The organism is Paraburkholderia sp. RL17-380-BIE-A, assembly GCF_046028085.1.
Lineage (GTDB): Bacteria > Pseudomonadota > Gammaproteobacteria > Burkholderiales > Burkholderiaceae > Paraburkholderia.
On sequence record NZ_JARESQ010000013.1, the window covers coordinates 18049 to 41226 of the forward strand.

General features: G+C 62.6%; 19 protein-coding genes and 1 tRNA gene. 11 read left to right on the top strand and 9 right to left on the bottom strand.

All coding sequences use genetic code 11. The features are described 5' to 3' along the window. Positions 1-29: 29 nt before the first annotated feature. The 4 genes from fdhE (at position 30) to P0D68_RS21970 (ending at position 4546) form a co-directional block, all read left to right on the top strand. Positions 30-1025: a formate dehydrogenase accessory protein FdhE gene (gene fdhE / locus P0D68_RS21955; RefSeq protein ID WP_408302863.1), complete on the top strand. Its 996-nt coding sequence runs from the start codon at positions 30-32 to the stop codon at positions 1023-1025. Between the two features lie 40 nt (positions 1026-1065). Beyond that, entirely contained in the window at positions 1066-2496 is a 1431-nt protein-coding gene (gene selA / locus P0D68_RS21960) for an L-seryl-tRNA(Sec) selenium transferase (protein WP_408302865.1), read from the top strand. Next, on the top strand, positions 2493-4406 hold the full coding sequence (gene selB, locus P0D68_RS21965; protein WP_408302867.1) for a selenocysteine-specific translation elongation factor: 1914 nt from the start codon (positions 2493-2495) through the stop codon (positions 4404-4406). The genes selA and selB overlap by 4 nt, the downstream gene beginning before the upstream one ends. 47 nt (positions 4407-4453) lie before the next feature. Next, positions 4454-4546: transfer RNA gene (locus tag P0D68_RS21970), tRNA-Sec, on the top strand. A gap of 106 nt (positions 4547-4652) precedes the next feature. On the opposite strand, the gene P0D68_RS21975 is transcribed toward P0D68_RS21970, so the two are convergent. Both P0D68_RS21975 and P0D68_RS21980 read right to left on the bottom strand, forming a co-directional pair. Further along, positions 4653-5756, bottom strand: coding sequence for a porin (locus P0D68_RS21975; RefSeq protein ID WP_408184782.1), 1104 nt, complete (start codon positions 5754-5756; stop codon positions 4653-4655). Positions 5757-5940: 184 nt separating this feature from the next. Then, the gene (locus P0D68_RS21980) at positions 5941-6663 is read right to left on the bottom strand and encodes a GntR family transcriptional regulator (protein WP_408302869.1); all 723 of its coding nucleotides are present in this window, start codon (positions 6661-6663) and stop codon (positions 5941-5943) included. Between the two features lie 167 nt (positions 6664-6830). Here P0D68_RS21980 and P0D68_RS21985 point away from each other — a divergent pair, with 167 nt between their 5' ends. The 6 genes from P0D68_RS21985 (at position 6831) to P0D68_RS22010 (ending at position 13224) form a co-directional block, all read left to right on the top strand. After that, complete coding sequence (locus tag P0D68_RS21985) at positions 6831-7256, top strand: GlcG/HbpS family heme-binding protein (RefSeq protein ID WP_408184780.1); 426 nt, start codon at positions 6831-6833, stop codon at positions 7254-7256. Between the two features lie 19 nt (positions 7257-7275). Beyond that, a complete protein-coding gene (locus tag P0D68_RS21990) occupies positions 7276-8301 on the top strand; it encodes an amidohydrolase family protein (protein ID WP_408302873.1) in 1026 nt (341 codons plus the stop codon). Positions 8302-8312: 11 nt separating this feature from the next. Then, on the top strand, positions 8313-9224 hold the full coding sequence (locus tag P0D68_RS21995) for a VOC family protein (protein ID WP_408468748.1): 912 nt from the start codon (positions 8313-8315) through the stop codon (positions 9222-9224). A 50-nt stretch (positions 9225-9274) separates the two neighbouring features. Then, complete coding sequence (locus P0D68_RS22000) at positions 9275-10147, top strand: fumarylacetoacetate hydrolase family protein (protein WP_408184777.1); 873 nt, start codon at positions 9275-9277, stop codon at positions 10145-10147. A gap of 5 nt (positions 10148-10152) precedes the next feature. After that, entirely contained in the window at positions 10153-11727 is a 1575-nt protein-coding gene (gene mhpA / locus P0D68_RS22005; protein WP_408302877.1) for a bifunctional 3-(3-hydroxy-phenyl)propionate/3-hydroxycinnamic acid hydroxylase MhpA, read from the top strand. 96 nt (positions 11728-11823) lie between these two features. Further along, positions 11824-13224 (top strand): MFS transporter, encoded by a 1401-nt coding sequence (locus tag P0D68_RS22010; protein ID WP_408302879.1) that lies wholly within the window; start codon positions 11824-11826, stop codon positions 13222-13224. Between the two features lie 211 nt (positions 13225-13435). Here the strand turns inward: P0D68_RS22010 and P0D68_RS22015 are convergent, their stop codons facing one another. The 7 genes from P0D68_RS22015 to P0D68_RS22045 form a co-directional block, all read right to left on the bottom strand. After that, positions 13436-14617 (bottom strand): porin, encoded by a 1182-nt coding sequence (locus P0D68_RS22015; RefSeq protein WP_408302881.1) that lies wholly within the window; start codon positions 14615-14617, stop codon positions 13436-13438. A gap of 207 nt (positions 14618-14824) precedes the next feature. Then, positions 14825-16060 (bottom strand): dienelactone hydrolase family protein, encoded by a 1236-nt coding sequence (locus tag P0D68_RS22020; RefSeq protein ID WP_408302883.1) that lies wholly within the window; start codon positions 16058-16060, stop codon positions 14825-14827. A gap of 13 nt (positions 16061-16073) precedes the next feature. Continuing rightward, positions 16074-16787 carry an SDR family NAD(P)-dependent oxidoreductase gene (locus P0D68_RS22025; protein ID WP_408302886.1) on the bottom strand — a complete coding sequence of 238 codons (714 nt, stop codon included), beginning with the start codon at positions 16785-16787 and terminating at the stop codon, positions 16074-16076. Positions 16788-16806: 19 nt separating this feature from the next. Continuing rightward, positions 16807-17931, bottom strand: a complete 1125-nt coding sequence (locus P0D68_RS22030) for a cupin domain-containing protein (RefSeq protein ID WP_408302888.1) — start codon at positions 17929-17931, stop codon at positions 16807-16809. A 119-nt stretch (positions 17932-18050) separates the two neighbouring features. Further along, a complete protein-coding gene (locus P0D68_RS22035; protein WP_408302890.1) occupies positions 18051-19196 on the bottom strand; it encodes an aminotransferase class V-fold PLP-dependent enzyme in 1146 nt (381 codons plus the stop codon). A gap of 3 nt (positions 19197-19199) precedes the next feature. Continuing rightward, on the bottom strand, positions 19200-20504 hold the full coding sequence (locus tag P0D68_RS22040; RefSeq protein ID WP_408184770.1) for an MFS transporter: 1305 nt from the start codon (positions 20502-20504) through the stop codon (positions 19200-19202). Positions 20505-20550: 46 nt separating this feature from the next. After that, the gene (locus tag P0D68_RS22045) at positions 20551-21939 is read right to left on the bottom strand and encodes a M20 family metallopeptidase (protein WP_408302892.1); all 1389 of its coding nucleotides are present in this window, start codon (positions 21937-21939) and stop codon (positions 20551-20553) included. 130 nt (positions 21940-22069) lie between these two features. Here P0D68_RS22045 and P0D68_RS22050 point away from each other — a divergent pair, with 130 nt between their 5' ends. Further along, complete coding sequence (locus tag P0D68_RS22050; RefSeq protein WP_408184768.1) at positions 22070-22975, top strand: LysR family transcriptional regulator; 906 nt, start codon at positions 22070-22072, stop codon at positions 22973-22975. Positions 22976-23178 lie beyond the last annotated feature (203 nt).

Here is a 23178-nt window from a genome sequence, read left to right on the forward strand (position 1 = left end):
CGGCTTTTCAGTTTTCAGAGGTCGATACTGTGGTTCAACGTATTCTCGAAGCCGGCGATATCGAGTCGCTCGACCATTCGGCAATTCCGCGCATCCGCACACCGGAGCGGCTCGCGGTGTTTTCGGCGCGCGCTGCGCGCCTGCGCCAGCTCGCGGCGCTTCACAATCCGATCGCCGGTTATTTGCGCCTGATGGCGGTGCTCGCCGACGCGCAGCAAGCCGTGATGGCGAACTTCAAGGCACAGCCGCCGAGCCCCGAATTGATCGCGAGCGCGCAGCAACACTCCATGCCGCTGATTCCGGCGCTTTCCGGCGTGCGTGATCCGGCATGGCGCGACGTGCTGCGCCAACTGCTCGACAAGGTGGCGGTAGCGGGTCCGCTCACGCCGCCGCTCGAAGCGCTGATCGCCCGCCTGCGCACGCTTGACACCGCCGCGCTCGAATTCCAGGCCGACGCGATCTTCGCGCAGCGCTTCGAAGAGGTCGATCCGGCGAGCGCGCCGTTCATCGTCGCCGCGTTGCAAGTCGTGTGGACCGACCTTGCCGCCGATATCGACAAGCGCGATGTGCCATACATCGAAACCCTCGGTTTGTGTCCCGTGTGCGGATCGCATCCGGTGGCCAGCATCGTGCGCGTGGGTGGAGCGTATGATAACTACCGCTATCTGCAATGCGGGCTGTGCTCGACCGAATGGCACATGGTTCGCGCGAAGTGCTCGAACTGCGATTCGACCAAGGGCATTGCCTATCACACGGTCGGCTCGCCCGATGCCGACGAAGCCACGCGCGAAACCGAATCGAAGAATGCCGCGCTGAAGGCCGAATCGTGCGACGAATGCCATACTTATCGCAAGATCGGCATTCAGTCGAAGGACTACGATTTCGAACCGTTCGCGGACGATCTCGCCAGTCTCACGCTGGATCTGCTGATGGGCGCGGAAGGTTACCGGCGGGCGTCGCCGCATCCGTGGCTGTGGCCCGAACAGGCCGACAGTGCGGCGGAGTCTTCCGGCGAGTCCGACTAGCAGCAACTGGACACGACTAGACTAGAAAAGGGATTGCCTCGTGAGCGATGTAAGCGGCTCTGAATTGCGGGCCCTGATGGCGCGCGTGCCGTCAGTGGAAAAGGTGATGGCGTCGGCCGAGTTCGTGGCGCTGATCGGCGAGTACGGCCGCACGCAGGTGTTGGGCGCGGTGCGTGAGGCGCTCGACAACTGGCGCGCGAGCGCGCAGTCGGGCGATGCGTCCGTGAGCGCGCTCGACACCGCGCAACTGAAGGGCGCGGTCGAAGCCGCGCTGCGCCAACGCAACCAGTCGCGCTTGCGTAGCGTTTTCAATCTGACCGGCACCGTGCTGCATACCAATCTCGGCCGTGCATTGCTGCCGGACGAGGCCGTGCAGGCGGTCGTGAAGGCGCTGACGCAACCCGCCAACCTCGAATTCGACCTCGACACCGGCAAGCGTGGCGATCGCGACGATCTGATCGACGAACTCATCTGCGAATTGACGGGAGCCGAAGCGGCTACCGTGGTCAACAACAATGCGGCTGCGGTGCTGCTCACGCTTTCCGCGCTGGCGTCGAAGAAAGAAGTCATCGTGTCGCGTGGCGAGCTGGTGGAAATCGGCGGCGCGTTTCGCATTCCGGACATCATGAGCCGCGCGGGCGCGAGGCTTCGCGAAGTCGGCACCACGAACCGCACGCATCTGAAGGACTATGACGAAGCCATCGGCCCGCAAACCGCGCTGCTGATGAAAGTCCACGCGAGCAACTACGCGATCAACGGCTTCACCAAAGAAGTCGGTCTGGATGAAATCGCGCCGCTCGCCCATGCACGCGGTCTTGCGGTTGCCGTGGACCTCGGCAGCGGCACGCTCGTCGATCTGGGCCAATGGGGTTTGCCGCGCGAAACGACCGTGCGTGAAACCATCAAAGCCGGCGCCGACCTCGTCACCTTCAGTGGCGACAAGTTGCTGGGCGGACCGCAAGCCGGGTTGATCGTCGGGCGGCGCGATCTGATCGCGAAGATCAAGAAGCATCCGCTCAAACGTGCGCTGCGTGTCGGCAAACTGACCCTCGCCGCGCTGGAGCCTGTGCTGCAGCTTTATCGCACGCCGGAGAAGCTCACGGAGCGGCTCACCACGCTGCGCTTGCTCACCCGTCCCGCCGACGAGATCCGGCTCGCTGCGCAGCGCGTACAGCCCGCCTTGCAGCGGGCGCTCGGCGAACGCTATGTGGTGGCAGCCGAGCCCATGTTCAGTCAGATCGGCAGTGGCGCTTTGCCTGTCGATGTGCTGCCGAGCTTCGGGCTCGTCGTCAGAATGGCGGACGGCAAGCGAGGTGGCCGTCAATTGCTCGCGCTCGAAAAGCTGCTGCGCGAGATGGCGCGGCCTGTCATCGGCCGAATTGCGGACGACGCGTTGCGTCTCGATCTACGCTGTCTTGAAGCCGCCGATGAAGCGCAACTGATCGAGCAACTGAAAGGCGCGCACGCATGATCGTCGGTACGGCGGGACATATCGACCACGGTAAAACGAGCCTGGTGAAAGCGCTGTCGGGCGTCGATACGGATCGTCTCAAGGAAGAAAAAGCGCGCGGCATCTCGATCGAATTGGGTTATGCGTACGTGCCGCTCGACAACGGCGACGTGCTCGGCCTGATCGATGTGCCCGGCCACGAAAAGCTCGTGCATACCATGACCGCTGGCGCGAGCGGTATCGATTTCGCGCTGCTCGTGATTGCCGCCGACGACGGCGTGATGCCGCAAACCCGCGAGCATCTGGCCATTATCGAGTTGCTCGGCATTCGGCGCGGCGCCGTCGCGCTGACCAAAGTGGACCGGGTCGACGCGCAGCGTTTGCGTGAAGTGCACGACGAAGTGAGCGCGTTTCTGAGCGGCAGTGTGCTCGAGGACGCGCCCGTGTTCGACACCTGCGCGACGCATTCCGATGATCCCGGGGTGGCTGCGCTGAAGGCGCATCTGTTCGCGGCGGCCACGGCATGGCGCATGAAGCGCGATGACGGGTTGTTCCGTCTCGCGGTCGATCGTGTCTTCACACTCGCGGGCCAAGGCACGATCGTGACCGGCACGGTGGTATCGGGGAGCGTGGCGGTCGGCGACACGATGCTGCTCGCGCCGAAGAATCAACCGGTGCGCGTGCGCAGCATTCACGCGCAGAATCGTGCGGCGCAGAAGGGGCGAGCCGGCGAGCGCTGCGCGTTGAACCTCGCGGGCATCGAGAAGAGTGCGATTGATCGTGGTGACTGGATCGTCGACCCACGCCTCTCGCAGGCGTCGGAGCGGGTCGACGTCATGCTGACGCTGCTCGCCGATGCATCGGTCACGCTGGAGCATTGGGCGCCGCTGCATGTGCATCTGGGCACGCAGCATCAGGTTGCGCATGTTGCGTTGCTCGATGGGGAGACACTCGGCGCCGGTCAGCGTGCCCGCGTTCAACTGGTGTTCGAGCGTCCGGTCTGTGCGCTGCCCGGCGATCGCTTCGTAGTGCGCAACGCGCAGGCCGATCGCACGATTGGCGGCGGCCATGTGCTCGATCCGTTCGCGCCGTCGCGCAAGCGTCGTTCAGTTGAACGGCTCGCGTGGCTCGACGCGCTTCAGATCATGCTCGATACCGGCAAGCTGGACGCCATCTTCGCAAGAGCGCCGCATGGTTTGTCGCGCTCGCTGCTGGAACGCTTGACGGGTATGCCGGCTGCTGCGCTTTCGTTGCCGCCCGATACGCACGTGGTCGATATGCCTGGCGAGGACGCATTGCTGGTCGCTGATACGCCTTGGCAAACGCTCAATACACGATTGACCACCACGCTCGCCGAGTACCATGAACGCTCGCCGGACGAATTGGGCCCGGATGTCTCGCGCTTGCGGCGGATCGCGGCGCCGTTGGTGGACGATGCGTTGTGGCGCGCGCTCGTCGACGATGCCGCTATGCGTGGTGAGATTGTCAAACGCGGGCCCTGGCTGCATTTGCCAGGCCACACAGTGACGCTCGACGACGCCGATCGCGCGCTCGCGGCGGCGCTGCTGCCAGCGGTGAAAGCGGGACGGTTCGATCCGCCGTGGGTGCGTGATCTGGCGAATGCGAACGGTGTAGGTGAAGAGCGCGTGCGTCAACTCATGCGAAAGCTCGCGCGACAAGGCGAATTGTTTCAGGTCGTGCGTGATCTGTTTTATCACCAGGAGGTGATACGGGAACTGGCTTCGATTGCGGCCGCTGAGGCGCAAAAGAATGCCGGTACGGTTGCAGCCGCACCGTTTCGCGATGTGACGGGACTGGGGCGCAAACGGGCTATTCAGCTTTTGGAATTCTTCGACCGGGTTGGGTATACTCGCTTCCACCGTGGGCTGCATCTGATGCGCGCGGATAGTCGCTGGCTCGATCTGCTTTGATCGGCTTTCGTCGATTTTGATCGGCGACGTGTAGTTCAATCACCGTAGGAAGGCATTCGTATCCGGTGGTGCGGCTGGGCTTCAAACCCAGTTGAGGGCGTCAGACGCTCTCAGGTCGGTTCGACTCCGGCTGCCTTCCGCCGAAACGCCCTGCTGGCGTTCTGTCAGGCTACACTCAGTCGGCGGCACAGTGCGTCTCATGCAATGCACATACGATCACCTGACTGCGGGCGTCCAACCTTTCGACTAAAACATGTGAACGAGCCCGACAATCCCGCTTGTGATGTTCTTGCCCGCAGCCACCGAAATGCCGGGTCCCCCCGCGTTGCTCACCGAAAACGACGCCTTGCTATGGTTGCGAACTTCGGCGACACCCGCGTAGACGCCCGTACGTTTCGAGAGGTGATAGTCGTAACGGATCGCGTACGAAGTCGAGTCGCCGTCACCATTCGATTTGAGGATGTACTGGCCGAAGCTGACCAGCACCGAGCCGAAGCTGCCGAACACATTCTGAAACAGCGCATTCACTTCATAAAAATCGTGATCCGGCGACGCGAAGGCGCTCGAAATCGACGTGGTGAGCCCCCCGGCGTTTCGATGCATCTGATAAAGCGCGGACGGCTTGACGAAGCCGAAGTCGTACGAAGCGGCAAACAGGTAGTAGCGGCCGGTCTGTACGCTGGTGGTCGGTGTGAGAGTGGCGGTGGGCGCAAACCGTTGCTGAAGATAATCCGCATCGGCCGAGAAGCTGCCGGCCTTGAAGTTCAGCCCCGCCGATGCTGTGTCGCCCAGTGAAGCGGGCACCCCGCTCGCGCCGTTGGTGCCACGCGCATACAACGCGCGCAGCGTGAAGCCGCTCACCACCGCTGACGTAAAGCGCACCGAGTTGGCCGTGCGGGCAGACGGAATGAACACGTAGTTGTTGGCGGCATTGCCCCAGGCCAGCGTGTTCAGTTCACCCAGCGAGTAGTTCACATAGGTGATGAACAGCGGCGTGTAGTTGTTGCCCATCTGGATCTGGCCGAACGGGCCGCGGATTCCGACCCACGCTTCCCGGTTGAATAGCGCCCCGTTGCCCGCGATGGTGCCGGTGTTCACATTAAAGCCGTCTTCCAGCTTGAAAATCGCCTTGTAGCCACCGCCCAGGTCTTCCGTGCCGGTCAGCCCCCAGCGCGACGGCGCAACGGAGCTTGAGTCCTGCCTGACCACCGTATGACCGCCGGTGTTCGCGTATTGCACAGCGGCGTCGATGATCCCGTAAAGCGTGATCGAGCTTTGAGCAAAAGCCGAAGGAGTCACCGATGCTGCGGTCACTGCAAGTGCGGACAGCGCCGCCTGTCTGATTTTCATTTTGTCTCCTGATGGCCGCGCTGCGGCCGTTTTTGGTTTTCAGGAGTTTTGTGTATAAAGAATCGAAGGTCAACAAAAAATATACAAAGCCAGGGAAATCCACAATTCGTGCATTGGGTGCGGCGTACGCGTGCGCGAGCTGGGCCTTCGCTTGCGCGATGACCCGGCTGTGGACAAAGAGGGCTTAGTTGACCGGCGGGAAGAGGTCCGCGTCGGCCAGGATGATGTCGGCGGTTTTCTGGTAATGCGAGGTGACGAGTTCGATTGCGGTGGCGGCATCGCCGGAAACGACCGCCTCGAGCATCGCCTGGTGTTCCTCGCGCTCATGCCGTTTCGGGTAGACGCGACGCACCGACAACTGGCGGTAGCGGTAAAGCTGGTCGGCAAGCTGCTCACAGAAGTTGATCAGCCAGCGCGACTGACAGCCGCCGATCAACGCGCGGTGGAAAGCGCGATGCAGCCGCTCCCATTCCGGGTTTTCCTTGTATTCGCTCTCGCTGAGCGAACGGGGTATTTTCGACAGCCGATGATAGGCCAGCACCACCTGTTCTTCCCACTCGACCGAGCGTGTCGCAAATGCCTCGCGCAACGCCACCTCTTCGAGCCAGCAACGGGTGCGCGTGATTTCGCGCAGGTCGCTGGCGCTGATGCCAGCTACCGCGAAGCCGCGCTGGTCGCGGCGCTCGACCAGCCCGTCCGAAGTGAGCCGGTTGAGCGCTTCGCGCATGGGCGTTTGCCCCGCCTGATAGTGATCGCACAGAAACTCGATCTGCAGCTTGCGCCCAGGCTCCAGCTTGCCGTCGAGCAGGTCCGCCCGAATGCGGTCATACAGGTTCGTCGCGAGCGTGGCGGCTGGCGCGCCCGCCATGCCCGTGCTGGCTCCGGGAGTCGCAATGATGCGGGACAAGAAACACCTCCAGGTAGATCATTCTGCTCGGAAGTATATCCGAAGCCCTGTGCCGCGTTAAAAACGATAGCGAGTAAGGGGTTTCCCTATAACAATACACAAAACGTTGTACGTTGACGTTTTGTATATATTATGATCGCTCTCAACCTGATGTCGCGAGCTCGAAAATGGAAACCGTTTCCCTGGATGTAGCCAACCGGATTGTCGCCGAGGCGCTGGCCAGCGCGCGTCGCCACGGCTTTCGGCCGATGGCGGTCGTCGTGCTCGACGAAGCGGGTCTCGTCAAGCTGACGAGTCGCGAGGACGGTGCGACCGCTCTGCGTATCGATATCGCCCACGGAAAAGCCGCGGCGGCGTTCGGCATGGGCGTCGCGTCACGCACGCTGCTGGAGCGCGCGAAAGACAATCCCGTGTTCTTCAGCGCGATCGGCGCAGCAAGCTCCGGGAAGTTCGTGCCGCAGACCGGCGCGATTGTCATCACTTCGGCGAGCGGCGCCGTGCTCGGCGCGATCGGTGCGAGCGGCGGCACAGGTGACGAAGACGAGCAGATCTGCATCGACGGCGTTTGCGCCGCAGCGCTGTCCTATCGTTAAGTCTGCAAGCAAGGTCGCCATGTCTTCCCAGTTGAAATACGCATGCCGATGTCGCGGCATCGACGTGCATAGCCACGTCGTGCCGGCCGATCTGCCGCCCTACCTCGGTGCGAAGGTGCCGCGCGACTGGCCGTCGATGGCGGCGGCGCACGAGTGCCATCGTCACGTGATGATCGACGGCAGCGTCTATCGCACGGTGTCGGACCGTTGCTGGGATACCGGCAAACGGGTCGCGGACATGGACGACCAGCGCGTGGCGATTCAGGCTATCTCGCCGATGCCCGAGTTGCTCTCCTACTGGATGACCGCGCACGACGCATTGCCCCTGCTGCAATACATGAACGGCGTCATTGCAACGATGGTGGACGACAGCGACGGGCGCATGCTGGGCCTCGGCGCAGTGCCGTTGCAGAACATCGATCTGGCGATCCGCGAACTCGAACGGCTGATGCAGACGCCAGGCTTCGCGGGCGTCGAGATCGGCAGCAATATCAATGGCGTTCCTGTTGGCGCGGCGCAGTTCGATCCCTTCTTCGAAGCCGCCGAATCGCTCGGCGCCGCCGTGTTCGTCCACGCCTTGCGCCCGACCGGCAAAGATCGCCTGGTCGGACCCGCACAACTGCTGCAGGCGCTCGCTTATCCCACCGACGTCGGTCTTGCCGCCGCGTCGGTCATCACGAGCAATCTGCTGGTTCGGCGTCCGCGACTGCGAATTGCATTCAGTCACGGCGGCGGTACGCTTGGCTCGCTGCTGCCCCGCTTGCAACGGGCGAGCGAGGTATTCGGCCCACTGCGTGAAAGTTTGCAGGCGTCGCCCGTCGAACAGGCCCGCAAGCTCTATTACGACTCGCTGGTGTTCGACGCGGCCACGCTTGGCCACCTGCTCGCCCTGTTTGGCGAATCGCAACTTATGCTCGGCACCGACTACCCGTTCGCGTTCCGCGAAAAAAATCCTGTTGGACAGATCGAGTCGATGCACTTCGACGAGCCGACTGTCGAACGCCTCATCTATCGAAACGCTCAGGCGTTTCTGGCAATCAGTTGATGGAGCAATACATGAACCAGTGCCTTGTCACAGGCTTGAGAGGCATCGAAATCGGCGTGCCCGATCTCGAAGCAGCCGCACGTTTTTACACCGATACATGGCATCTCACGGAACTGACGCGCCGGCCCAACGCGGTGTATTTCCGTGGCACGGGTGCCGCGCACCACATCCTCACGCTGGTGCAAAGCGAACGCGCCGATGTACGCGCAATCGAGTTCAGCGTCGCGCAAGTGGCGAGCCTCGACACGATCGCCGCCGCTGTCACGGAGCATGGCGGCAAGGTGCTGACCGGTCCGGCGCCGACGCAAATGCCCGGCGGCGGCACGCTGCTCGAAGCACTCGACCCGCAAGGCCGCGTGCTGCGCTTCATCGCGGGCGACCGTAGTCATGCGAATGACGAGCCGATCAAGGACCGTCCCATCAAGATCACGCACGTCGTGCTGAATAGCGAAGACGTGTCGGTGGCGCAGGCGTTCTTCGAGAAGGCGCTCGGCTTCCGCCTGTCGGATCGCACGCGCATCATGGCCTTCATGCGTTGCTGCAGCGATCACCACAGCATCGCGCTCGCGGACTCGCAGGAGAACACGCTCAATCACATCGCGTTCCTGATGCCGGACCTCGACTCGGTGATGCGCGGCGGTGGCCGCATGAACGACGCGGGCTATCCGATCGAGTGGGGCGTGGGGCGTCATGGTCCTGGCAACAACGCATTCGCGTATTTCCTGGGGCCGTTCGACTTCGTCATCGAATACACCGCCGAAGTGCAGCAGGTGGACGACACCTATCGCACCGGCGGTCCCGACGACTGGAAATGGCCGCCTGGCCGGATCGATCAGTGGGGTATCGGCAAGCCGCCATCCGAGAAGATGAAAGCGGCCCAGAAATCGATCTTCTTCCACGCATCTGCTTCTGCACGGGAATAACCGGTGCGCACGACGCACCGCTTTACATCATTCAATCCTCGGAATAGACAATGAAACTGGTTACCTTCAAATCCGGCGACACGACTCGCCTCGGTGTGATCGACGGCGACGACGTGGTCGACCTGAACAAGGCCGATCCGTCCGTGCCGGCAGACCTGCGCGCCGCCCTCAAGGCCGGCGTCGACGTGGTCGCGGCCGCGAAGCGCGTCATCGCGGCGGGTTCGGACCATCGCGTGCCGTATGCGTCGCTGACGCTTGCGCCGGTGCTGCCGGAGCCGGGCAAGATCGTCTGCCTCGGCCACAACTACTACGACCACGCGAAAGAAGGCGGCAATCTCAAGCCGGTTTATCCGCTGATTTTCTTCCGCGGCGCATCGTCGCTGATCGCGCACGAAGACCCGGTGATTCGCCCGCAGATCTCCGACAAGCTCGACTACGAAGCGGAACTGGTGATGGTGATCGGCAAGCGCGCTCGCCACGTCAAGCGCGAGCAGGCACTCGACTACGTGTTCGGCTATTCGTGTTTCAACGACGTCTCGGTACGCGATTACCAGAAGCGCACGAGCCAATGGACGATCGGCAAGAACTTCGACAACACGGGCGCATTCGGTCCGTGGCTCGTGAGCGCCGACGCACTGCCGCCGGGAGCAGCAGGTCTGTCGCTGCGCCTGATCCTGAACGGCGAGGTGATGCAGCAGGCGAACACGTCCGACATGATCTGGGGCGTCGCCGAAACCATCGAGCTGCTGAGCGAGTGTCTGACGCTCGAACCGGGCGACGTCGTCGTGATGGGCACGCCTGCGGGCGTGGGCTTCGCACGCAATCCGCCGGTCTTCATGAAGCACGGTGACCGGGTGGAGGTCGACATCGAAAGCGTGGGCCGCCTGCAGAACACGGTTCAGGACGAAGCAACGGCGCGGTGAGCACGATGAAGAGCCATTTCGATGTAGTCGTAGTCGGCTTCGGTCCATCGGGGGCGGTGGCCGCTGGTTTGCTGGGCAAACTGGGCATCGGCACCTTATGTGTCGATCGCTCGCGGACCGTGTATGACAAGCCACGCGCGATCGCGGTCGATCACGAGATCATGCGGGTGTTCCAGGGCCTGGGTGTCGTCGATGAGATTGCGCAACACGTGGCCGTGTTTCCGCCGTCGGAGTATTACGGCGTGGACGGTCAGTTGATCAAACGGATCGACACGGTGCCCAAGCCGTACCCGCTTGGTTATACGCCGACGATGGTGTTCACCCAGCCGCCCGTCGAGGCTGCGCTGCGTGAGCATGCCAGTGCCTACGACTGCGTGGAAGTGGCGCTCGGCACCGAACTGGTCGCCTTCGAGGAAACGGCTGACGGCGTCGCGGTCGAGTTGAAGGACGATACCGGCGCGGCCCGCATGGTGACCTGCAACTATCTGATCGGTTGCGATGGGGCGTCGAGCACCGTGCGCACGCAACTCGGCATCGGCTACGAAGACCTCGAATTCGACGAACCGTGGCTGGTGGTGGACGTGCGCGTCAACGAGCAGGGCATCGAAAAGCTGCCGAAAGTTGCGATCCAGTATTGCGAACCATCGCGGCCCTGCACCTACATTGTCGGTCCGGGCGGACATCGTCGCTGGGAGATCATGTTGATGCCCGACGAAGATCCGCGCGAGATGCAGCAGGACGAGCAGGTGTGGAAACTGCTGGGCCGCTGGCTGACGCAGGCCGATGGCGAACTATGGCGCGCCGCCAGCTATCGCTTTCACGCGCTGGTCGCGAAACAGTGGCGTCATGGCCGGGTCTTTATCGCGGGCGATGCTGCTCACCAGCAACCGCCGTTCATCGGCCAAGGCATGTGCCAGGGCGTACGCGATGTCGTCAATCTGATCTGGAAGCTGAACGCGGTGATGCGCGAAGACGCGGCGCCGTCGCTGCTCGATACGTATCAGGTCGAGCGCAGTGCGCACGTCAAACAGTTGACCTCGCGTATTAAGGATATCGGCCGGTTGATCTGCGAGCGCGATCCCGTGGCGGCGCGCGAGCGCGATGCACGTCTTCTGCGTGAAGCGGGCGGTGTGATCAAGACCATGACGCGTCAGGAGATCGTGCCGAAGCTGGAAGGCGGTCTGCTGTCCGGTCACGTGCACGCGGCCAACGGGACTCTGTTTCCGCAGCCCCGTGTCGCACATGGCGACTCGCATGCGCTGTTCGACGTCGTGGTGGGGGAAGGATGGCGCGTTGTAACACTTGGCGGCGCGCCGGCAACGCAACAGGTGCACGCGGCGGCTGAAAGGCTCGGTGCACGTTTGATCGAGTTGGCGCCCGATGGTGACGTGCATCATGCCGTAGTCGAAAACGGGCGTCCCGCGTTGATCGAACTCGATGGCGTACTGGCGGGCTGGTTCGATCGGCAGGGTTGCTGTGCGGCGATCGTGCGCCCCGATCATTACGTGTATGGCGTGGCAGGTAGCGCGAGCGCACTCGAAGCCGAACTCGCGCAACTGGAAGCGACGCTTCACGGATAGGCATCCGGATGGCCACCTCGTGTAGCCATCCGCCCGGGAAGAATGAAGGCCAAGTCGCAGACAGAAGCGACGCCTGAAAAATTAACGGAGACAATCTTGGCTACGCTCATCAATGTGCGCGAGGAACTTGCGCAAGCACGTGTCGGGAAATTCCATCTGCGCTTCGCAGTCCTGGTTGCGTTCATCATGTTCTTCGACGGCTACGATCTGTTCAACGCCGCCTACGTCATTCCTCTGATCCGCAAGCTCTGGCATCCGTCCCCATCGATGATCGGCATCATGCTGTCGAGCGGTATTGTCGGCCTGTCTATCGGCTCGGTGCTGCAAGGACTGCTCGCCGACCGGATCGGCCGACGCAAGGTGATGCTGATCGCACTGTGGACCTTGACGGCGGCCAGCGGCCTGCTCGCCACCGTAGTCAATTCGGCGCTGAGTTTCGCGGTGGTCCGGCTGGTGCTCGGTACTGCGCTCGGCATGGTTACGCCGCTCGCGCTGACCTGCATCAACGAATGGGCGCCGCGCCGCAACGCCAATACGTTTGCCACCTGGGTATTCCAGTTCGGCTTTTCGGCGGGCGGCATTTTCGCGGGCATCGCAGGCATTACGCTGACGCCGCTGTTCGGCTGGCAATCGCTGTATTTCGTCGGGCTGCTGTCCGCCGGGGTTGCGCTTGCGGCCATGAAATGGCTGCCGGAATCCGCGCAATATCTCACCCTGCGCGGCCGGTACGACGAGGTGCTAACGCTGCTTTGCAAGGCACGCCCGGAGAAGGCGCATGACTATGCGCAAGCCCGCATCCTGCCTATGGCCAACGCCGCGCGTGCAGGGGCGATAAGCGAACTGCTGTCGCCGACATACCGTCGCAATACGATCGTTCATTGGATCGTCGGTTCGCTAAGCCTGTTCTGCATTCACGGTTTGACCGGGTGGCTGCCGTCGCTCGTGGTGGCCAAAGGGCAGGGTGTGTCGTCGGCGTTCGGCTATGGGACGCTCGTGATGATTGCGTCGGTGTTCGGCGGCATCTCGATGGGCTGGCTCGCAGACCGACTGCGCAGCCGGATTCGCGCGATGATCATCGGCTTCGCCCTGGCGGCTGTTTTCATGGGCAGTCTGACGACGATGCTCGGTAAGCCCGAAGCGATTGCGCTGATCGCAGCGACAGGCTTCTTCGTGTTCGGCGCACAGGCAGTGCTCAACAACTATCAGGCGATGAGCTATCGGACCGAAGTGCGCGGCACGGGGATGGGGGTTGCCGTCGGGTTGAACCGCGTGGGTGGCATACTTGGGCCGGTGATCGTCGGCGTGGTCGCGTCGGTCAATCCCGATCCGTTCTACACGTTCGCGCTCTTTGCCGGATCGCTGGTGCTGGCGGCCATCGTGATTTCGCTGGGACGCGTGGAAATTGCTTCGCTGCCCGCCACGACCGACCATGACTCAGCCACCGCTGGCGAAGCTGCGCCGCCCGCCCACGTGCGCAACGGCGCTGCAACTGGCTGACGGTTTCACCTGCCCTGTGGGTGTAACGAAGTAGGCAACAAACAATGCGGCCGCCGTCGACGCGGCCGTTGCTATATTGAGAGCCGACGATCGATCAGTTGGTTCATGGCGGACTCTGTCGGAATTCGCGTAGCCACCGCTCCGCTTTAGTGAAACAGGGCGGTGACCGACATCTGCGCTCACCTTGCTACACGATGTGCTTGACGATACGTCAGAATTTGTGCCGAATCCCTAACTGGACGAAGGTCTGCCGGTTCGTCGATGACGCTGTCAGCGCGTTGAGCGTCGCACGCGCCGCGTGACCGGTGGAATCGGTGCCGCTCGCGAACTCCGTGCTGCCGAGGACATAGATGTCGGTGCGTTTGGACAGGTAGTAGTCGAGCGACATCGAGAGGTTGTTGTACGCCGAGCTGCCGATGGTCCCCGCCCCTGAGCCATGCGTGTAGCTATAGACGAACTCGCTGGCAAGGGACGGCGTCCAGAAGTACGTGAGGTTGAATTCACCGGTGTCGAACTTCGCGGTGCCCGTGAGCCGCAACGGATTCGAGCCGGATGAAGTGTCGCCGAGATTCTTGAACTGCACGTTGCTGTAGACGAGGCCAAACGTGGCCGCTCCGAGCGTATAGCGTCCGGCGGCGGCGACGGCCTGATACGAGTGCGCCGACGCGTAGCCGCTGTAGATCGGGCTTGCGGTCATGTTGTTGAGAGCGGAGCCCGCGACATTGGTCGGCGTAGCCGTGAAGAATGACTGATTCGGGTTGCGCACGTTCATATACGCGGCGCCCGCGGAGAAGGCGCCGTACTCATAGCCTGCGCCGACGGACCAGATCTGGTTGCGCGCGAAGTCGCCAGCCTGGCCGCCCAGACCATACACGCCGCCCACGGTCAAGCCGCTGAACTCGGGGCTCGTGTACTTGACCGAGTTGTTCACGCGCTTGCTGTTGTTCAGGTTGTCCAGATCGCCCGGATGCGCGGTCGTGCCGCCGGCATAGTTCGCGGAGTTCATGCGCGATTCGACGAAGGTCACGAGCGAGTCGTACTGACGCCCGAGCGTCACTGTGCCGTATGTCTTGCTTGCCAGCCCCACATACGCCTGCCGGCCGAACAGCGCGCCGCCCTGCAAGGCCGTACCTTTGCCGAGGTCGAAGCCGTTCTCGAGTTGGAAGATGGCGGATAGTCCGCTGCCCAGATCCTCGACGCCCTTGAAGCCCCACCGCGAGCCCTGCATGATGCCGCTCGCGCCGCCGATCACGCGCCCGCCTGCGCTATTGCTCGTGTAATTCACGCCGTAGTCGATCAACCCGTATAACGTGACAGAGCTGGCGTTGGCGTGGGCGGCACCGCATGCAGCGATCAATGCGGTGGCGGATAACGTCTTGATTTTGATTAGCATGGCGAAGTAGTGGGTTGTGAGGATCGATTGAGGATGGGGTTCAAGCAGCACTGACCGCTCACGCAACATTACTTGCGTCAAAACATTCTGGTATTCGAAATCTATCAAGCTGCATTTGCGGGAATCGCAACGCTTCATACTGCGGCGTAAATGACGAAAGGCGCGTTGCCGCATGCGGACAACGCGCCTTTCGGGGGCAGTGCCAGATCAGATCGGCTTGTTTTCGCTCGATGGCCAGTTGGACATGAGCGAATTCGTCGGCAGTGTTTCGTCGATTAACTTCTTCGCGGTCTGGATGCCGCTAACCGGCAATCCGGTGGGATCGAGCACACCGATTTGCACGAGCACGCAAGCCTGATCCCAATAGATATGCTCGTTATAGAGCTTGTCGCCGCGAAAGCAGACGACCGCGAGCATCGGCACCTCAAAGTATTTTCCCGTCGGCGCAAGGCCCGGCAGCAGCCAGTCGATCTCGCGATCGTGCGTCGCACAGAACACGAATTCGTCGACGATGCGGTCCGCGCCGATCGTGCGCGAAATGGGTATGAGCCGCGTGTCCTCCGGATTGGAATTCACGAAGTGATAGCGATAGAAGCGCTGCAGTTCGTCATGACCGACACCGCCGGTCATGGTCGGTACATGGTTGACATAAGGTTGCGCGACCATCGTCGGCATAATGGCATCGACGTCACGGGTCGCGAATTCATAGTAGCAGTGACGCTCCCAAAGCATGTTCAGGTCGTGAATCGGCCCCAGCGTGCCGCGCAATAGCGCGACCGTGCGCGAGTAAGCCATCGTTGCTGCGGGCTTGTCGAAGTGTGGGCGCCCCGGTGTCGCGAAGGCATGCTCGCAGCCCGGATATACATGGGCATCCAGTTGCGGACGGTCGGCGAACGCTGCAAGCATCGTTTCGCGCGCATCCGGTGAGCAGTGGGCATCCTCGCCGGCGAAGTGGAACAGCATCGGGCAGCGAATCGACGGAACTTCGTCGACGTAGGCATCGAGTCCGACACCGTAGTAGCTCACGGCGCAATCCAGATCGAGTCGTGCGGCGGCAAGCATCGCGAGTTTGCCGCCGAGACAGTAGCCGATCGCGCCAACTCTGCCAGCCAGCATCGGCAGTGCGCGCAAGGCCTTCAGTGTCGAGCCGATATCGCTTATCGCGAGATCGACATCGAGTCTTTCGTTGTAGCCGAGCGCTTCACGGAAGTCGGCTTCGCCGTAGCCCAGTTCGACACCCGGCTTCATACGCCAGAACAGATCCGGCACTAGCACCACATAGCCTTCTTCCGCGAAGCGATCCGCCATCTCCCGCATATAGCCGTTGATGCCGAAAATTTCCTGTAACAGCACGATGCCCGGTGCGGACCCTTGGGCCGGCGTCGCGTGATAAGCACGAAAGCGCCGGCCGTCGTGACTGTCGATGTCAATATAGGAACCCATGTTGCCGTCCGCCTTAAGGTAAGGAAAGAATTCGCGCCTGCGTCGCGGCACGGTCGAGCGCCAGATCTTGCGCGAGGCCTTGCGCCATCGCGCCGATATAGACCTCGCCCGTTTCGCCCGTCAAGGCGTCGAGCACCGAATCGGCGGTAAAGGCGGGATCGAGCTTCGGGCCGTCGAAGTCGCGGCTCATGTCGGTGTCGATGGCGCCGGGCAACGCGGCGAGCACGCTCACGCCATGCGGTGCGAGTTCCGCGCGCATCGATTCGGTAAGGCGTAGCGCAGCCGCTTTCGATGCGCACAGTGAGCCCATTGCCGGCAGACTGACGCGCGCAAGTATCGACAACACGTTGATCATCGCGCCGCGCCGGCCGATCAGAACCGGTGCGAACGCGCGTGCCATGCGCAACGTGCCCAGGAAATTGACGTCGATCTCGGTGCGGGCATGCTCGACTGCGAACGGCGACAAAAATGCGGACTGGTGGTTCACGCCTGCATTGTTGATGAGCAGCGTGGTGTCACCGGCAAGACGTGCGGCATTCGCCACGCTCGTTTCATCGGTGATATCGAGCGTGACTGGAATCACACGCGCATCATCGTGTTCGACAAGACCCCCGCGCGATGCGGCGTAGACCTTGCCGGCGCCACGCGCAAGCAGCCGCGCGACGAACTGCGCCCCAAGGCCGCGGTTCGCGCCTGAGACGAAGGCGATAGTATGGCGATCGATCATGGGAAGCTTCTCCAGACCTTTAAACTAGTGAGAAATCGGCCGGCAGCGTGACTTCAAGCAGTTCGAGATCCGCGCTGCACCGGCGGAATGCATAAGTCGACATGCCCGGAATCGCGATGCTGTCATCGGCGCGCAGATGCCATGTCTGGTTGCCCTGAACGACTTCGAGACTGCCTGCTAGCACGAAGAAAAAGCAGAACTCGGTGTCGTGCATGCGCGATGCCTCCTGTCCTTCGCCTTGCGGACGAACCACGCGCACGCCGGCGAGGCCCTGTGTCGCAGCGCCGATTCCCGTGTCTGTCACCACGAATCCGGGGGATTTCCACGGCGTCCACGTCGCCTGCTTCGCGACATGACGCACGAAGCGTTGACCGTTGAAATCGTGCTCGGGGTCGTAGACAGTCGAGGGCAACGTCATCGCATGATCGGCCATCGTGATGTGCTCGGCGGGACTGCCGAGCTCGATGACTTCCGCGCCCGCCGAACTTTCCAGTACGCGATGACGGATCTCCGGCGGCTGCAGCACGCAGTCGCCCGCTTCGAGCAGGAAAGGCTCGCCTTGTCCTTCGTAGACGAGGCGCACCCAGCCCTTGCGGCAGAAAATGGTCTGGAAGCGGATCTTGTGGAAATGCACGTAATCGGGCACCGGGCCGCCCTGGAGAATGCGGATGTGCGATGCGATGAACGCGCCGCCATGCCGCTCGGGGAGCAGATCTCGGTAGCGCATGCCCGCGCGGCCGACACTCCAGTGCGCGTCGCCGTCCATACGCGACAACACCAACTGTTGACGCGTCGGCGGCAGCACCATCGGCGGGCTGGCATTCACGAGACGCACCGTTACGCCATTCGGGGCGATGATCTCGCGCGTTTCGCCAGGAATTTGCGCGGGATCGTCGCAGAGCACCTGGAGCGTGTCGATGCCATTGACCACGTCGAGTCCGAGTCGCAACGTGAAGCCGTCGCGCGAGAGCATGGCGGTGCGAGGGGCGTCGGCCGGAAAGATCGCGTCGAGCCTGAAGCCCAGACAAGCGATGAAGAACTGCATCGTGGTGGGCAAATCGGTGCAATGCATCGGCATGACGATGCCGCGCACGCCTTCGATGATGGCGTCGGTGGAAGCGCGATTGATAGAGGATGAGGTCATGGAAATTCGTCTCAGTGATGAAAGGGCGGGTGGCTAGCGGTTCGCGCAGCCCGGCGGCCCTGTCAGCACGCAGGCAATACCCATGCGCCGCGGCGCCCGCGAGAAGGTGCGCGCTGTGATCAGCGTGGCAGACATTGCGCCAGTCTCGCGAGGCCCGCTTGCGTCGAGCAAACGCCCGGAGAAAAACGCAGCGTGCGGCCGCGCGAATCGACGAACAGGCCCGCGCTCTTCAGTTGAATGACAATGTTCGCCGCATCGAGATGCGCGGGCGGCTCGACCATGATGCTCGCGCCGCGTTCGTCGTCGGTGCGTGGGGAAAGCAGGCGATAACCCTTTTCGTGGGCGAGCGCGATCAGCGCATGACACAGTTCAAGGTTGTGCGCACGCACGCTGCCCTTGGGCTGGGCGCGCATCCACGTCATGCCCGGCTGCGATGCGACGAACGGCAGCACTGAGGGCGTGCCGGTATCGAAGCGGCGCGCATCCGAGGCATACGTGAAGGCGTCGATGTTCCAGTTGAACGGATCTTCCTGGCTGAACCATCCACGCACCGCTGGTTTGGCGCCTCTTTGCAGCGTGTCCGGCGCGATATAGCCCAAGCCGGTCCCGGGTGCGCCGCACAGCCACTTCAGCGTTGACCCGCACACGAAGTCGAAAGGCGTCTCTTTCAGATCGAATGGCAGAATGCCGATGCCCTGCGTCACGTCGAGCGCCACGAAGCTGCCGCGACGGCGTGCCTGCTCGCACATCGCGGCAAGGTTCACGCGCTTCGAGGTCAGCGAGGACACCCATGTGACCAGAGCGAGCGCGACATCGCCGCTCCAGGCTTCGATGAAGTCTTCGTCGCGCACGTAATCTTCGCCTTCGCGTACCGGCACGGTGCGAAGCGTGAAGCCGCGCCGCTCTGCCAGGCCCGAGAGCAGGAAATGCAGGCTCGGGAAGCAGTCCGCCGCGACCAGCACGGTGCGGTTGCGCAGAACGTCGTTCGCGAGGCCGTCGAGATAACGTGCGAAGGCATCGGTCACGTTCTGTGCGCCGAATACGTTCGCGTCCGGCGCGGCGATCAGCGCCGCCCAGTCCGACAACAGTTTTGCGCGTGCCGCGAGGGCGGCGTCCCAGCGTGTGTCGTCGGGTGCGCACCATGTCGTGGCGAAGTCCGCGAGCGCCTGCTTCATCGCTTCGCGGTGGCCCGGATAGACGCCAACCGAGTGATACATCAGCCAGCCGCTGAAATCGGATGTGAGGTCATTCAGAGGGTCGTTCATGTTTCAGATGTGCTTGGTGAGCTTGTAGTGATAAATCGCGATGCAGGCGAGGCTCAAAACCGCGCACGCCATCAGGTAGAACGCCGGCGACAGCGGGTTGTGCGTCGCGCCGATCATCGCGGTGACGAGCCACGGTGTGAATCCGCCGAACACCATCACGCCGATGTTGTAGCTGAATCCAAGGCCTGTACTTCGCATGTGGGTCGGAAAGAGCGAGGACAACACCGCCGCGAGCGGGCCGAAGTAGATCGCCTTCAACACGCCCGCAAGGACCATGATCGTCATCAGCACGGAGAACGACGGGCTCGACAACAGCCAGGCGAAGCATGGATAGATCGTGAGGAGCGTGGCGACGGCAGAGAGCAGCATCATGCGGCTGCGCCCGTAGCGATCGGCAAGATGGCCCATGATCGGCGTGAACAGCATCAGGATGGCGCCGGTGACGACGGTCGCGGCGAAGCCTGTTGATGCCGGCAGATGCAGTTGCTTGACCGCGTACGTCGGCATGTAAAGGATCATGAGATAACTCGCGGCCGTCGACACGGCCATGATGCCCGCGGCCAGTAGAATGCGGCCCTTGCAATGCGCGAGCAGCTCGCGCACGGGTTGATTGCGTGCCGTGGCATGAGCCGAGCCGTGTGCCGCGCCAGGCAGCGTATCGTCGATATGCTTGCGGATGTACAGGCCTACCGGCGCGACCAGCAGCCCGAAGAGAAACGGCGTGCGCCATCCCCAGGACTCGATCTGCGCCGGCGACAATTGCGTGCTGAGGGCGAGACCCGCGCACGATGCGAGCACCGTGCTCATGCCCTGACTCGAGAATTGCCAGCTCGCGAGATACGCCTTGCGCTTGCTCTTCTGCTCGATCATCAGCGCGGTACCGCTGCCGAACTCGCCGCCAGTCGAGAAGGAGATGAGAATGCGCGCGGCCATCAAGCCGATCGGCGCGGCGAGCCCTATCTGCGCATAAGTCGGAATGACGGCGCAAATGAACGTGCCAACGGTCGTCAGCGCGAGCGCGGCGAGGAGCGCGGCCTTGCGTCCGCGCCGGTCCGCATAGCGTCCGAGCAGAAGGGCGCCGAGCGGCCGGAACACATACGACAGGCCGAAGGTGCCGAACGTCATGAGCAGGGAGACGGTTTCGTCGTGCGCGGGAAAGAACAGTTTCGATAAGGTGACGGCGAAGAATCCGTACGCGGCGAAATCGAACCATTCGAGCGCGTTGCCGATGCTCGTCGCGACGATCAGGCGCCGCATGGGTTTCGGGTCCGGGTGGCGCACGTCATCGTCAATGACAGTCGAATCCATGGTGTGTGTTCCGGGTGAGGGGTAAAGGTCGGGATGAGGAAAGCGGTCAGCGGTTGAGGGGCACGCCGGGCTCGCCGAGATCCCAGAAGACGCCGGTCATCAGTTCCAGCGCTTCGCGCATGACGGGCGCGAGCACGTGCTCGTCGGGCGCGTGTTGACGGCAGCCGGGATACGAATGAGGAATCCAGATGGTCGGCAGTCCGAGCGTGTCGGCGAACGATTCATTCGGGATCGTGCCGCCGAGGTTCGGCAGCAGGGTGACCGGTTTGCCGGTCGAGGTTTCTATGGACCGTTCGGTGAACGCCACCCAAGGGTTATCTGGATCGAGGCGCGTTGCCGCGCCCGATGCCTCGATGGTGACTTCGACGCCATCGAAGCCTTCCCGCGCGAGATGCGCTTCGATCAGTTCCCTGGCGCGTTTCCAGTCCGTGCCCACGACGAAGCGCAATTGACACACCGCTTCAGCCGACTGCGGAATCGCGCTGACAGGGTTGGCGACGTTGCCTGATTGCATCGCAAGCACTTCGAGCGTGTTCCACGCGAAGACGCGCTCCGCGGGAGTCAAACCGGGTTCGCCCCAATTCGGCGACAGAGGCGGATCGCCCTCGTCGTTGCCGATTTCCAGATGCGCGACGCGCGCGCGTATCTGCGGCGCAATAGCGGGCGGCAACAGGCCGTTGATTCGTATGCGGCCGTGACCATCGACGAGACTCGCGAGCGCATTCGCGAGCACGGTCGCCGGATTGGCGAGCACGCCGCCCCAGTTGCCGGAGTGGCGCGCGCCGAACGCATTGGTCAGCGCCAGCCGGAAATGCAGCGCCCCACGCGAGCCAAGGAACACGGTCGGCGAAGCGGCTCGCTGGCGCGGGCCGTCGGAGGCGATCAACACATCGGCGCTCAGTCGCTGGCGCAATGTCGCGCAAACGGCGTCGAGTCCCGGCGAGCCCACTTCCTCGCCCATCTCAAAGATGATCTTCGCGTTGAAGCCCAGTTCGCCGCGTTCCGCGAAGACAGCCGCAAGGGCGGCGAGGTTGATCGAATGCTGCGCCTTGTTGTCGGCGATGCCGCGTCCGTACCACCGGTCGCCCTCGACCTTCACTTGCCAGGGTGAACGGCCAGGGCTCCAGTTGGCCGCGTCGCCGCCGACCACGTCACCGTGCCCGTACAGGAGCACGGTCGGCAATTCCGGCGATTCGATGCGTTCTCCGACGAGAAATGGCGGCATGCCGGACACCGGGTTTTCCACTATTTCGTAGGTGAAGGCGAGCGAGCCTAGTTGGCTTCCGATCTCTTCGGAAAGGTAGCGGCGCAGGAGTGGTGCGGCGTCGGCACGCTGGCTTTCCGTTGCGAGCGCGACGCGGCGGCTAAGGGTGTCGAGGAAGGCACCGCTGTCGAAGTGCGAGTGGGCTTGGGTGATGGCGCTTTGTCGGGACATATCGGTTGCGTGTTTTTTGATCGGCTGTGTGCAGATTAGCCGCGTCGAAGTGTTTTTGTATTCGCAATCAAACAAGGTACATTTGCGAGTACGTCAAACCTCATCGGTTCCCCGCGTTCCGAGCATCGCCATGCGCAAGTTGATGGAGCCATCGCTTTACTACTTTTCGGTCGTGGCCCAGGCGGGCTCGCTCACGTCCGCTACCGAGAAGCTCGGCCTGACCGTGTCGGCGCTGAGCCGCCATATCGCCAAGCTGGAGGGCGATATCGGCGTGCCTTTGTTCGAGCGTCATGCGCGCGGCATGGTGCTCTCGCATGCGGGACGCCTGCTGTTGCGTCACGCGCAACGTACCGTTTCCGATGCGCAGGCCGTATTCGACGAAATTCAGGGCGAGGAGAGGCGGCGCGCGCGCACGCTCACGATTGCCTGCACGGAAGGTTTTGCATTCGACTTTCTGCCGGTATCACTGGGTGCGTTTTGCCAGGACCATCCCGATGTCGCGATTCAGCTTGAAGTCGTGCCGTCGGAGCGCGCCAGCCAGATGATTCTGTCGGGAGAGGCGTCGATCGCGCTCGCATTCAGCTTCAAACCCGAACCGGGTGTCGTTGTGCAGTTCACGCAGCGCGCGCCGGTCATGGCGTTGATGCACGAGACGCATCCGCTTGCGGGCAAGACGAAGATCGCGCTCAAGGATCTCAGTTCGTACCCGGTATTGCTTCAGGATAAGGGCACGACGAATCGACAGCTCTTCGACATCGCCTGCAACGTCGAGAATGTCGAGATCACGCCGCTGATGACGAGCCGGTATGTCGCCGCGCTGTACCGCTTCGAGTTGGCGGTGCCGGAGGCGATCATGCCGTCAGGTTACGTTTCCGTCGCGAAGCGACTTGCCGTGGATCGAATGAAGGCCATTCCATTCGACAATCCGCTTCTGACGCAGCGCCGTCTTCAGGTGCTGACGCTTGCCGGACGGAGTCTCGACGAGCTTGCACAGTCATGTCTCGATTGGATCGTTCACGATTTGAGGCAATCGTAGTTTGGAATGGCCTGCCAACCCGAAAATCCGGTTATGACAGCAACGGCAAATAGCTGGAGATCGGGGGCCAGCCTCCGCGAGGACAGCCGCTTCTTTCGCAACAATCTCGAGAATGTGTCGGGGGACGATTTCGACGAGCAGGCCGAAGACCTGATCGAATGGCCGAGCGTCTTTTCCGGGCGCATTCGGAAAACCGGCGCCGT